Source organism: Brevibacillus sp. M2.1A (assembly GCF_013284355.2).
In the GTDB taxonomy this organism is placed as follows: Bacteria; Bacillota; Bacilli; order Brevibacillales; family Brevibacillaceae; genus Brevibacillus.
The window spans coordinates 5,061,571-5,073,921 of sequence record NZ_JABSUY020000001.1; the positions used below are offsets into that span (position 1 = coordinate 5,061,571).

A 12,351-nucleotide genomic window follows, 5' to 3' on the forward strand; every position below is an offset into this window, starting at 1 on the left:
CCATCCTTTTTTGCTGCTTATTCCGGTCGACGGTCCGTCAGCCAATGTCCGCCTGCGATTTTGCCCACTGATGCCATCAATACAGACAAATGAGACGTGCCATCGATGCCTAAATATTCGTTCATGTCATGATCCATCCAGTGACCAATCGTCGTTACCCCAAGCCCCAGTCCGTTTGCTACCAAATGCAGGTTCTGCGACACGTGCCCGGAATCCCACCAAATATAGCGGTACGCACGTTCTTTGTATTTGTCTTTCGTGCGATCCACCATCGCTGTCCAAACGAAATTGACAGCAGCCCGTCTCGTCACCTCTTGTTCTTCCGTGAACAGATACGCAATCTCGGATGTGTCTTCTCTCTTCAGTCCCTCCAGGCACCAATTCTGTACATCCAGGTGGTACAAGCCTTTCTCGAGTCCCTCCACATTGTTGATCATCAGGTACGTCTCAATCGGATACAGGGCCCCGGCAGACGGCGTCGTGCGTAATTGATAGTCTCCCATATCTTCTGTGATGCCCTGTGTCCCCCATAGCAAGAGATTCAATTCGTTAAGCGTCATGGGCTGCTTCAAGAAATTACGCTTGGATCTTCGATTGGCGAGAACCTCCCACAAATCGACGGACGCCGGAAACTGCGGCTTGCCCAATTCTATGCGGGCAAATACCTCTTCATAGCGCAAATACGTCGCCGGTCTTTTGGAAAAATCGTAACGAGAGGCCCAGCCTTTTTCCAGCTCGCCTACCCGGTAAGAGGTCGCCTCGATAAATTCATTTGCAATTCGCTGCCATTCGGGATGCATCTATGTTCCTCCTCGTATGTTCTTGGTGGTGATGTCTTTTACTATACGAAGCTCTTTTCCATTAGTAAAACAATGATTTATAATATCTTTCATAAGATAAAACTAATGAAAAGGAACGTGGAGACATGACGCTTACCCAACTGCAAGTGTTTGTCACCGCAGCAAAAGCTGGTAGCTTCACGCGGGCAGCAGAAGAAATCGGCTTTACGCAATCCGCCGTCTCGCAGATGATTCAGTCCCTGGAAAAAGAGCTAGGCGTCAGTCTTTTTCAGCGTAGTCGCAGCGGGATCACTCCGACGAGCATCGGAGAACGGATGCTTTCGCACGCTCGCGACATTTTAAACATCACATCCTGCATGACGGAGGAAGCAAACGTGGCCCGTGGGATTTCATCCGGCACCTTGCGTATTGCCTCGATCCCCAGCGTCGCCTCCCGCTTTTTGCCCGGACTTTTGGGCAGCTTTCGCAAGCGGTTTCCGGCTGTGGACATCCTGCTTTTGGAAGGCGACAGTGATGAAATTAGCAACTGGCTGCACAGCTCGGTTGTCGACATTGCTTTTACCGTTATGCCTGATAAGGAAATGCAAACGTTGCCGCTCCTGCAAGACGAAATGATGGTCATTTTACCAGATACCCATCCGTTGAAGGACAGTCAGACCCTTCGTTTTTCCGAAATTGCAGAGCGTTGTTTTATCATGCCAAAGGATGGCTGCATCCGAAAAATGCTGCAAGAGAATCACATCACCCCAACAGTTACGTTTGAAGTGCGTGAGGTGTATACGATTTTGACCATGGTGCAGGAGTATATTGGCGTCACCATCATGCCTGAGCTGTACATGCCACCTGTCATCCCCAAAGTCGTCGCGATTCCTCTGTCGCCGCCGATTACAAGGGAAGTGGTGCTCGCGGTGCGCAACTGGCAGTCGATCTCCCCACTCACGGCAGAATTCGCCGTTCACAGCCAGCAATATGTAAAAGGCATGGATTTCACGCCAACGAGCAAGTAGTCACACGAACAAAGCCCTCGCCTATTGGGATGGGCGGGGCTCTTGGTGTGCGAGAAGCTCTGTTAGCCATTTTTCAAATTTATTGGCACTCATAATTTCATGGGTAATAAATTCGCCATCATAAAACAAGCCAAAGGTCGTCCATATGGCAGGCGCGTTCTGTGCTGCTTCCCTCGTTGTCAGCTTGTAAGTATGAAAGGGAACACTTTTCGCTTCCGCTACTTTACTCAGCTCTTCCAAAACACCACCAGCAAATGGACATTGCGCTGTGTAATAAATGGTGACGCCTTTGTACTTTAAAGAAGTTGTTCCTGTTTTCTTAAAGGACGGCATAGCTGCTTGTCCATTCCATTTCCATGTCACTAATTGAAAATAAGGTTCTGCTTGGTCTGCCAGCTCAAACCCCATATGTTCAAAAAAGCGTCTCTCGCTCAAATATGGGTACTTGTTCTTCCCTACGATATGAACGATTCCGTCCATACCACGTTTGATGGCATCTTCCTTGCAATGATGCAACAATTGCTTCGCATACCCGTTCCCTTTATATCTGCCGGACACCCACAAACAGTTGATATACATATAATTGGGTGCTTCAATCGGCACCCATGCCATTTCCGCAGGCAAGTACTCAATAAATACTTTAGCCCGGTCATCCAAGCGATAAAAAACCAATCCTTCATCCATTCGCTCTGTCAGCCACTTCTTCTTTTCAGCTACTGCACTCTCGTATTGTTTTGCACCTAATGCACAGCATATGTGCTCCGTTTCCATGTTCTTTTTCGTGATTTCTATATACCCCATTTTTTATCGCCTCCACCTTTCCTCTGCTTTTAGAATAAAATCGGCGATTCTGGATAAAAATGGTTGTTCTTTTAGTAGCCGAATAGTTGTGTATATTTTACCACTTCCTTACTGCTATGGAAAAGAAAGCAGAAGCATTTGTAGTACCAGTAGCCATCGAAGGCAATTGCGTGCGAATTTAAAGCTCTATTTCACCTGCTCTATCTTGCTCCAGATGAACAAGTGGAACAGGAGAGTAGATAAACGTATCCCCGTCGTTTTCAAGCTTGTACATGATACAAAATAAAGCTGAACCTCTATGATCGCCACTCGGTATGGAGAAAATCATGGCTGGACAGCGCAGCTCAGCAGAATGAACGCTTGCACACAGATCTTTATAAGTCACAACAGCAAGGTTGTCGACATCAGCGAGATGCTGTTGACAATCCCCGATAACTTGCCTGTAATACTCTATATTCTGATGATACTTATTCGCAAAGCTCTGCTTATACTCCTCAATGCTAAGAAAGCAACACTCCCAATCCAAAGGTGGGATACTTAACACATAGCGATAGAACTTCAACTTTCGGATTCCTCCTTTTTTGAAATCGAGCTATTATACGCGATCATTAAAGCATATCTACTGGTGAAATAAGGCTATCACAACAATAGCTCCATGGCTGCGCGTTCTTTATCCGCAATCTCGAGCAACAGCTTAGACGCGTGCACGAGCTCTTGGTGCTCACCTGTTCTTCCTGCATGGTCGATTGAAGCAGACACGCTAACCCACATTGGAGCGATCTCTGTAAACATAGAGTGGGCTTGTTCGATCCTCGGGTCCTCCAGCCGATCAGCACATTCTCTCAAATAATCCCTATACAGATTCCGAAATAAAGCGCCGCCAGTTCCCGCCCGCTCCATTAGCGTCGCGGTAAGACATAAATCATGTTCGAAATTGTTGCTGCGAGAAGGCCATTTCAAGATTTCATTGCTCATTTTAACAACGCCTCTATTACCAATATTCTGAATGGGCGGGTTCAGATAGTCATGCGCATTCATGGTCAAGGATTCGCGCATAGCAGAAACAAGCGGAAGCAATGCGTCGTTTGGCTCGATCGTAAAGGAACGATTCCGGGAGCTCATGGGTCCCTTTGCATTTCTGGCAGCGGCCAAGCTTGTCAAACTCGTCTTCACTAGTCCACCCTGTTGTCTGGTGTCCGCCAAGTAGGCGTATTCGTCATCTATACCGTAAAGTACCGCATAGTGACCGGCGAAGTGCACTTTGTTCGTAAAATAATCCAAGTAATAGGCATCTAATTTAAGCCCAACCGGAATCCCGTGTTCAATGCTGCTTCGGACGTTCTGCCACGCCTTATTAACGGACGAGGTTTCTTGATATCTGACGTTCAAGCCGAGTCGTTCGGCGAGATAAGCGGTCAGTTTATCCGGTTTTATCCTTCCTCCGATGAAGGGGAAGTCCATTCCCTTCGAATCCCAGTATATGAATCCAAGCCCTTGCCCGAGTCCGAACAACATCGGCTCAGACAGGTGGACTCCCGCATATTGCATTAAATTGCCCATGGCGGTTGTTTCGCAATGTTCGCCTTGATAAGGGATGAAACCTTCAATAAATTTGACCATGGCTACTTGCCTCCTCCAATAATTCATGTATGAAACGTCTAACGAACGCTTGCTCGCTCTCGATTAAGCTGAATGGATGCAAGAACAACGCCCTTACGTTCAGCGGCAAGCTAGCTCCGCCTTGTGATTCGTACTTCTGTCTTATTTTTATCGAGGCTTGTTCAAGAAAATCCAGTCGTTTCCGTAAAGCAATGACGGCCTCTTCCTTCCCGATATGGGGCAAAGCGGCCAAACCGAGATCGAAGCGGTTGTCACGTTCCCGTGTAGACGACAGACTGTCAAGAATTTCATTTCTCAGCTTACGTATACCCACTTCGGTGAGGGCAAACCGGGTCGGCGCTGGCCCCTTGCCGGACTTCTCGTCGGATGTCTCGGGTGAGATCCATCCTTTATCGCTAAGTTTCTTCAATCCTGTATATATCGAGGTTGTACCGATATTCGCCCATTCTTTATAACCTCGCTGTTCGACTAACTTCATAATATCGTATCCGGAAGCTTGACGATGTTCCGCGATCATTTGCAGGAGCATGAATTCGACATTCGATAATGTATGCATAGAGAGACTCCTTATCTTTAGTATTTCATATATGGAATATAACGCAGGTGTAATAAAAATTCAATAACCGAATCAGCTAGAAAACTACACGGGTCTTGAGGTTGATAATGAAAGCGCAAGATCTTGAAATGTACATTCCCCTATACTAAAAATGGCAATTAGTTGTAACGAAAAATGGGGGAGCGAACATGGGTAACAAGGTGGAAGGATTGTTAACTAACGCAGATTTTCGCAGGCTCTGGATTGGGCAAACTGCATCACAGTTCGGGACTCAGGTTGCATTATTAGGAATGCCATTAGTGGCAGCTCTCTATTTAGGGGCCAGTCCCATGCAAATGGGGTTTCTTGGTTTTGCCGAGTATGCGCCATTTATCATTTTCGGTTTGCTCGCTGGTGTATGGATAGACAGATTTCCCCGGCGACCAATTCTTGTCGCCGCTAACTTTTTCAGGGGTGCATTACTGCTCATTGTGCCGCTGACAGCCCTAACTGGATTCCTGAATATGACGGTACTATATTTGGTTGCCTTCATAGTGGGGATCTGTACTGTCTTTTTTGATGTTGCTTATACATCCTTTTTGCCTTCCATTGTGAGCAAGGAGCAGCTTGTTGATGGGAATAGCAAGCTAGAGACAAGTAAATCTACCGCGCAAATTGCTGGGCCGGGTTTATCAGGTGGACTGGAACAGTTAATAACCGCTCCTTTTGCAATATTGTTCACGTCGGTATCCTTTTTTGTATCCGCTGTGTACATAGCCCGGATTCGCAAGTTGGAGACAGTCGTGACAGATGCCAACAAACAAAAAAACATGTGGCTGGAAATGAAAGAAGGGCTGCATACGGTTTACACAAAACCGTTGCTGTGGGGAGTGGTGCGCTGCTCAACAATCTTTAACCTTTCCTGGAATGTTATTTTTAGTGTTTATGTTCTTTATGCATCGCAAGAACTCAAAATCAGTGCGAGCATTCTTGGCATCATTTATGGAACGCTAGGACTAGGGTACCTATTTGGCTCTCTGCTTGCCCAAAGGGCTGTACACCGTTTTGGAGTAGGTCCAACAATTGTGGGTTCCGCTACGATCGCAGCCAGTGGCGGTTTGCTTGCTCCATTAGCAGTAGGATCAGAATTAAGTATGGCGTTGATTATGATGACGGGACAGCTTCTTTTCGGAATGGGTGTCTCCATGTTTAGCATTAGTACCATCAGTTTACGTCAAGTAATTGTACCCGATGCCCTGCAAGGTCGCGTGAATGCTACGTTTCGATTTATCTCGTGGGGGTCTTTACCGCTTGGTTCGTTAATTGGAGGGATGATAGGGGGCACAATGGGTTTACGGTTCGCTTTATTTGCGGGTGGCATTGGATTGTTAGCTTCGGCTTGTACATTATTGTTCACCCCATTTTTACAACTACGTATGAAATCATTTCATGAAGTAACATTGGAAAAAGATGTGTCTATAAAGAGCTAAGGAGTGCCTTAAGAAGTATGAAACTAATGGTATCAATCGTTGTCAGCAATAAGAAAAACCAGGAAGACCATCTTCCTGGCTAGTACCGAATGCCGAGCTCTGCCGCCAACACGAGAAACATCGCATGCGACCAAAGGAGCGGCACAGCGGGATGCCCTGCCCTCTCCACCCACATCTCATAATGAGTCGGAGAAAGCAAATGCTCCTGCACTTGCTCAGGCAGTCCGCTCGCTTGCCGCTGGGACACCATCCACGCCGCTATCTTTTCGGCTTCTTCACGCCTGCCCGTTTTCACGTAATACCAGCCCAGCCACGCAAATAACAACAGCCACTGCCCTACGAAATGATGGTCATTTTGCCAGATATCCATCCGTTGAAGGACAGTCAGACCCTTCGTTTTTCCGAAATTGTAGAGCGTTGTTTTATCATGCCAAAGGATGGCTGCATCCGAAAAATGCTGCTAGAGAATCACATCACTCCGACGGTTACATTTGAAGTGCGTGAGGTGTATACGATTTTGACCATGGTGCAGGAGTATATCGGCGTCACCATCATGCCTGAGCTGTACATGCCACCTGTCATCCCCAAAGTCGTCGCGATCCCTTTGTCGCCCCCGATTACAAGGGAAGTAGTGCTCGCGGTGCGCAACTGGCAGTCGATCTCCCCACTCACGGCAGAGTTCGCCGTTCACAGCCAGCAATATGTAAAAGGCATGGATTTCACGCCAACGAGCAAGTAGTCACACGAACAAAGCCCTCGCCTATTGGGATGGGCGGGGCTTTTGGTGTGCGAGAAGCTCTGTCAGCCACTTCTTCTTCTCAGCTACTGAATGTTCGTATTGTTTTGCACCTAATGCACAGCATATGTGCTCCGCTTCTATATTCTTTTTCGTGATTTCTATATACTCCATTGTTTACCACCTCCACCTTTCCTCTGCTTTTATCTATGATCGCGGACGATTTGACCAAGCCTCTCAATGCCAGATTCAAAATCGGCGATCGAAGCGTACCCATACGAGAGCCGCACATACCCTTCTTTCGTCTCCCCGTAAATGTTGCCCGGATTCAGCAGAATGCCCTGGCGTTTGGCTGCTGTAAAGAGCTCCATCGTCGAGAGCTTTCCATTCATTTTCAGCCAGATGAAATATCCTCCGTCAGGTACTTCCCACGTCGCGAGCTCACTCATGTGCTTCGTAAGTGCCTGGATGGCAGCCGCTCGTCTTGTAATGAGCTGCTCTCTGACCTTGTACATATGCCTCTCATACAAGCCACTTGCCAGCCACTCCTCCGCCACACGTTGTGATAGTGAGCTGACTCCGTAATCCGTCTGCATCTTGATATCGGCCAGGCGTTCGATAACTGGCTCTGGCCCCACTACCCATCCAATCCGCAAGCCGGGGGTCAATGTCTTTGACAGGCTCCCGATGTACAGGACATGTCCGTGTTTATCTCTAGCCTTGAGCGGCAGCGGTGGAGGCTCTTTCGTCCACAGCTCGCGGTAAATGTCATCCTCGATAATCGGCAGACGCTCTTCTTCACATACCCGCAGCAGCTCCAGCCGGCGTTTTTCTGTCATCAGGATGCCTGTTGGATTATGAAAGCAAGGATTGGTGTACAGAATCGCCCCATGCTCCTCTTTTCGCCTCGCATAGATCGCCTGTGCAATCATCCCCTGACGATCCATCGGCAATCCGGCAAGCTCCATCCCCGCCGACTGGAACACATGCAAGGAATTGAGATACGAAGGCTGTTCCAAAAACACAGTTGAACCTCGATGCAATAACCCAACCGAAATGAGCTGGAGCGCCTGCAATGCACCAGACACGATTAAGACAGAAGACGGCGAAGCTGTAATTCCTTGTCGTCCGACATATTCACTGACCGCTTGGCGCAGGGGAAGGTACCCTCTCGGCTCTTCATATCCAAATCCGCTAAGGTTCCTCGTTACCCGCTCCATGACTTGCTTCATCGTATCGACTGGAAACATGTCTGGGGAGAGCTCTCCCTTGCTCAGCTGAATCAGGTCTGACTGGAATTCACGCTTATTGATTTCTTGCACCGACGTCATGCTTGGCTTGTGCAATCCAGATCTGACGTACTCACTCCAATCCGGCGGTGGTGTCGTAGCCAACAGCGTCCAGGTATTATTGACAACGACAGTGCCCATTCCCAGCTTGCCCTCGATCAACCCGTCTGCTGTCAACTCCTCCAATGCCGCAATGACCGTGCTTCGATTGACTTCGAACGCTTGTGCCAAGTCGCGTTGGCTGGGGATTTTGCTGCCAATCGGCCATTCTCCTGTAGATATTTTTCCTTTGATAAAATCAATAATTTTCCGATATTTCGGCAACCGTTTCTCTCTGTGCAACCTGATCGATCCCTTCCTCTTCCTCATCTTCATAGGTAAAAGTGGTTGGTTTTTTTGATAGCCGAGTGGTTGCAGATATTTTACCACTTCTTGTTTACCATGGAAAAGAAAGAAGAAGCAGAGAATAGCAGGTTGGTTTTTTCATTCGAAGGAGGGAAGTTATCTTGTTTCATCCTGTCAGAAGTCGTATTTTCGCTGCACATGCCATCAGCATTTTGTTATGGGCCTCGGCCTTTGCCGGTATTCGCGTTGGGCTGCAAGCATACTCGCCGGAGCATCTCTCGCTGCTTCGCTTTCTGATTGGTTCTCTTTTTCTCGGGATACTCGCACTGTTTTTCCGCATCCGTCTGCCGGAGTTAAAGGATGTCCCAGCTATCCTTCTGCTTGGGGGCTTGGGTTTCGCCGTTTACCATACAGCGCTCAACTACGGGGAGATGAGCGTAAGTGCAGGTGTAGCCAGCCTTTTGGTCACGACGACGCCGATCTTTTCCGCTCTCCTCGCTCTCCTATTCTTCCGGGAGCATTTCGGTGTGAGAGGCTGGTTCGGTGCACTGATCAGTTTTCTAGGAGTCGCCATCTGTACGATTGGCACAGGAGAGACCCTCCAAATAACAGACGGAATATTCTTGATTTTATTGGCAGCCAGTAGCGAAAGCATTTACTTTGCGTTTCAGAAGCCATTCGTAGAAAAATACGGCGTTCTCGCGTTTACGGCCTACACCTTATGGGCAGGTACCTTCTGCATGCTCTTCTTTCTGCCCGGACTTGGAACAGCGATAGCTCAAGCGCCTTGGGATGTGACACTCAGTGTTGTGTATTTGGGCATTTTCCCTAGCGTTGTTGCTTATTTGTCCCTCGCCTATGTGACTTCTGTCGTTGGCACCTCGGAGGCTACTACCTCCCTTTACATGACGCCAGTGCTCGCTTTTCTGATTGCTTGGGTGTGGCTGGGTGAAGGTCCTACGCTTGTGACGATGGCTGGTGGCGTTGTGACGCTTGTCGGTGTCCTGCTCGCAACGATGAAGCCTCGGTTATCCAGAAGCACATTCAAACACCACCCCTTTTAGAAACGCCAGTATTTCCATGCTTGTCGCTATAGGCGTATCGATCGGAATCAATATGCTTGGAGCTTGGAATGACTACCGTTTTGCTTTGCGGATGCCTCGTAACCATTTGGATCAGAGAGAGCTTTACATCGAGCTTTGACTCAGTCTCCTCCGGGAGAAACAGAACCGGGCATCTCATTTGTGCGCAGGCATCCTCAAAGTGCAAATCACAGACTGTCTCTATTCTCAGCGAGGCAGGTGCTCCCTTGCAAGGCCCCTTGCCCTCACGACAGAGGAAGCGGTTGCTCTGATTTTGTCCTATGAAGCTCTCCCCTCCTTCACGGACAAGCCATTTGCAAAAGAAACCCTGTCTGTGATAGCCAAGCTGCTTGCGAGTATTCCAACAGAGTCCTGAGCTGAGCATAGCAACAAATGGTGTCAATAGATGTCAGCAATAAGAAAAACCAGGAAGACCCTCTTCCTGGCTAGTACCGAATGCCGAGCTCTGCCGCCAGCACGAGAAACATCGCATGCGACCAAAGGAGCGGCACAGCGGGATGTCCTGCCCTCTCCACCCACGACTCATAATGAGACGGTGAAAGCAAATGCTCCTGTACTTGTTCAGGCAGTCCGCTCGCTTGCCGCTGGGACACCATCCAGGCCGCTATCTTTTCGGCTTCTTCACGCCTGCCTGTTTTCACGTAATACCAGCCCAGCCACGCAGATAACAAGAGCCACTGCCCCCCGCCGTAATACGTATCGGTCGGATAGCGATGTACGCCGTATCCTGCGCGCAGCTCTTCTTCTATAGCCTGCACGGTTCGGATCATAAGCGGATCAGCCACGTCGACGATCCCATACGGCAGTGCCAGCCAGAGCAGACTAGCATCCACAGAATGATCCCCAACGGATTTTATCAATCGTCCGTTGGCTGTGCCGTGCTCACATATGAATTGACGAATGGTCTCACCTGCTTTAGCCAGTTCGAAAGCTCGGTCGGACAAATAAGGCTCCATCGCCTTGATCCCGGCATAAATGGCTCCAAGCGTCACCGGGTGGATGCGGTCTCCTCCCTCTTCCCAGCAATCAAAGTTAGGGAGCTGCCAGCACGCCACTACATAGTCAATCGTCAGTTCAATAGATGGCTTCAGCTCGTGAACCAAGTCATACTCCCCACTCATCCGCACATGCTCAGCCAGCCCCCACAGCCATGTCCCGTAGCCATCGAGCTGAAAGCTGCCCCATTCACCTATCACTTCTTCTCCGTCCGCAGTATAGCGCGTATGCAAAAAGCGGTCGTTCCCCGCCTCATTTTTGTCTAATCCTTTTTTTACTGCCGTAATGGCTGCTCTTGCTTTTGTCTCATGCTTTCGGATCACAGAATCGCACCACTGGTAAAACTTGCGGGCACTCCCATGGTTCCCAGTACGGTTCATCGCGTATGCTGTAAATGTTCCATCGCGGAGCCACGCATACTGATAGTGGACAAATGCGGGTGAAGCGAGATACGCCCCGGTACTCGCTTGATGCTGTAGGATCAACTTTACACTTTCCTCGATCAGGGTCATGATTATCCCCCCTTATTCGGACAAGCCGACTTCGTAACAAAAACAGTCGCTGCTCGTCTTCCGGCTATGCTTTTATAGCATATGCAACCGACATCCAAACGAAAACCCAATCTACATAGCAAAAGAAAACCCACTGGATGCGCATATCCAGCGGGTTCGGTGCCACTTAATTTTGTGAAGGTACATCGGTATGTTCCGATTTCAGAAAATGCTGCAGCTCCTCATAAAAAGTCGGGTTGCAAGCCATCACGCTGCTTTTTTGGTCGTACGGCAGTGGTGTCCCCGTCATGGTCGTCACCCGCCCACCGGCTTCCTCTACAATGATGCGAGCTGCCCCGAAATCCCACGCATTGAGCTGCATACTGACGTAGCCATCCAGTCTCCCCGCAGCCACATACGCCATCTCCAGAGCGGCGCTTCCCAAAAGCCGCATTCCGCGAACCTTACCAGCAAGCTTTTTCACAATCAAATCGATGCCGATCTGCTCAGCACGCTTGTTCCAAAATACACTCGTGCATAACAAAGCTTGCTCCAGGCTCACTTCTCGATTCACCTGCAAGGGACGATCATTCAGAAAAGCCCCTTCCCCTTTTACCGCATAAAACAACTCGTCTCTGGAAGGATCGTAAACGGCTCCGACTATTCCCTCTCCCTTATGGTAAACGGCAATGGAAACGGAAAAATTGATTTGCTGATGCACAAAATTGGTCGTGCCATCAATCGGGTCGATGACCCAAAGCGTGTCATACTGCTTGTAATCCTCCGCATGTGCACTCTCTTCTCCAAGAATGCCGTGATCAGGGAAGCGTGCAAGAATCATCTGGATGACGTGATTCTCCACTTCTTTATCTACGGCTGTAACAAGATCGGAGGCAGATGTTTTATACTCGACGGTAAAAGGCTCCTTCATTCGCTTCAGACTCAGCTCACCCGCTGAACGGGCGCATTGCAAAGCGAGCTCCTTGAGAGCCGCCAGTGTTGATGCTTGCACACGTATCGCCACCTAAAACTTGACTTATTTTTTCTCAAAGCACACCCTTTTCTTCTGGAATAGAGAGGCTTCGACGTTTTATTTGAAAATGATGAGACAGCTCGTGCTAAAAAACGGTCATGCTAT

At 48.8% G+C, this 12,351-nt stretch carries 13 protein-coding genes and 1 pseudogene; 4 read left to right on the top strand and 10 right to left on the bottom strand.

The window, feature by feature from the left end:
* Positions 1-17: 17 nt before the first annotated feature.
* Complete coding sequence (locus HP567_RS24170) at positions 18-800, bottom strand: SagB/ThcOx family dehydrogenase (protein WP_173610876.1); 783 nt, start codon at positions 798-800, stop codon at positions 18-20.
* A 125-nt stretch (positions 801-925) separates the two neighbouring features.
* Here HP567_RS24170 and HP567_RS24175 point away from each other — a divergent pair, with 125 nt between their 5' ends.
* Positions 926-1,807 carry a LysR family transcriptional regulator gene (locus HP567_RS24175; protein ID WP_173610875.1) on the top strand — a complete coding sequence of 294 codons (882 nt, stop codon included), beginning with the start codon at positions 926-928 and terminating at the stop codon, positions 1,805-1,807.
* A 21-nt stretch (positions 1,808-1,828) separates the two neighbouring features.
* On the opposite strand, the gene HP567_RS24180 is transcribed toward HP567_RS24175, so the two are convergent.
* From HP567_RS24180 to HP567_RS24195, 4 genes are all read right to left on the bottom strand, one after another.
* The gene (locus HP567_RS24180) at positions 1,829-2,608 is read right to left on the bottom strand and encodes a GNAT family N-acetyltransferase (RefSeq protein WP_173610874.1); all 780 of its coding nucleotides are present in this window, start codon (positions 2,606-2,608) and stop codon (positions 1,829-1,831) included.
* 178 nt (positions 2,609-2,786) lie between these two features.
* Positions 2,787-3,170 (bottom strand): hypothetical protein, encoded by a 384-nt coding sequence (locus HP567_RS24185; protein ID WP_173610873.1) that lies wholly within the window; start codon positions 3,168-3,170, stop codon positions 2,787-2,789.
* A 77-nt stretch (positions 3,171-3,247) separates the two neighbouring features.
* Entirely contained in the window at positions 3,248-4,228 is a 981-nt protein-coding gene (locus tag HP567_RS24190; protein ID WP_229088118.1) for a BtrH N-terminal domain-containing protein, read from the bottom strand.
* Positions 4,212-4,784 carry a PadR family transcriptional regulator gene (locus tag HP567_RS24195; protein ID WP_048034144.1) on the bottom strand — a complete coding sequence of 191 codons (573 nt, stop codon included), beginning with the start codon at positions 4,782-4,784 and terminating at the stop codon, positions 4,212-4,214. Before HP567_RS24195 ends, HP567_RS24190 begins: the two co-directional genes overlap by 17 nt.
* A 188-nt stretch (positions 4,785-4,972) precedes the next feature.
* Here HP567_RS24195 and HP567_RS24200 point away from each other — a divergent pair, with 188 nt between their 5' ends.
* Positions 4,973-6,253 (top strand): MFS transporter, encoded by a 1,281-nt coding sequence (locus tag HP567_RS24200; RefSeq protein WP_173610871.1) that lies wholly within the window; start codon positions 4,973-4,975, stop codon positions 6,251-6,253.
* 79 nt (positions 6,254-6,332) lie between these two features.
* Here the strand turns inward: HP567_RS24200 and HP567_RS24205 are convergent, their stop codons facing one another.
* Positions 6,333-6,623 carry a hypothetical protein gene (locus tag HP567_RS24205; protein ID WP_229088120.1) on the bottom strand — a complete coding sequence of 97 codons (291 nt, stop codon included), beginning with the start codon at positions 6,621-6,623 and terminating at the stop codon, positions 6,333-6,335.
* Between HP567_RS24205 and HP567_RS24210 the strand changes: the two genes are divergently transcribed.
* Positions 6,609-6,992 (top strand): LysR family transcriptional regulator substrate-binding protein, encoded by a 384-nt coding sequence (locus tag HP567_RS24210; RefSeq protein ID WP_229088123.1) that lies wholly within the window; start codon positions 6,609-6,611, stop codon positions 6,990-6,992. The genes HP567_RS24205 and HP567_RS24210 overlap by 15 nt on opposite strands.
* Positions 6,993-7,055: 63 nt before the next feature.
* On the opposite strand, the pseudogene HP567_RS24215 reads toward HP567_RS24210, so the two are convergent.
* Together HP567_RS24215 and HP567_RS24220 are read right to left on the bottom strand one after the other, a co-directional pair.
* Positions 7,056-7,163 (bottom strand): annotated as a pseudogene (locus HP567_RS24215) (GNAT family N-acetyltransferase); the annotation flags it as partial.
* Positions 7,164-7,192: 29 nt separating this feature from the next.
* Positions 7,193-8,647, bottom strand: a complete 1,455-nt coding sequence (locus HP567_RS24220; protein WP_173611000.1) for an aminotransferase-like domain-containing protein — start codon at positions 8,645-8,647, stop codon at positions 7,193-7,195.
* 137 nt (positions 8,648-8,784) lie between these two features.
* Here HP567_RS24220 and HP567_RS24225 point away from each other — a divergent pair, with 137 nt between their 5' ends.
* Positions 8,785-9,687: a DMT family transporter gene (locus HP567_RS24225; protein WP_173610870.1), complete on the top strand. Its 903-nt coding sequence runs from the start codon at positions 8,785-8,787 to the stop codon at positions 9,685-9,687.
* A 464-nt stretch (positions 9,688-10,151) separates the two neighbouring features.
* Here the strand turns inward: HP567_RS24225 and HP567_RS24230 are convergent, their stop codons facing one another.
* Entirely contained in the window at positions 10,152-11,234 is a 1,083-nt protein-coding gene (locus HP567_RS24230; protein ID WP_173610869.1) for a glycoside hydrolase family 15 protein, read from the bottom strand.
* A gap of 166 nt (positions 11,235-11,400) precedes the next feature.
* Positions 11,401-12,225 (bottom strand): inositol monophosphatase family protein, encoded by an 825-nt coding sequence (locus HP567_RS24235; RefSeq protein ID WP_173610868.1) that lies wholly within the window; start codon positions 12,223-12,225, stop codon positions 11,401-11,403.
* Between the last annotated feature and the right edge of the window lie 126 nt (positions 12,226-12,351).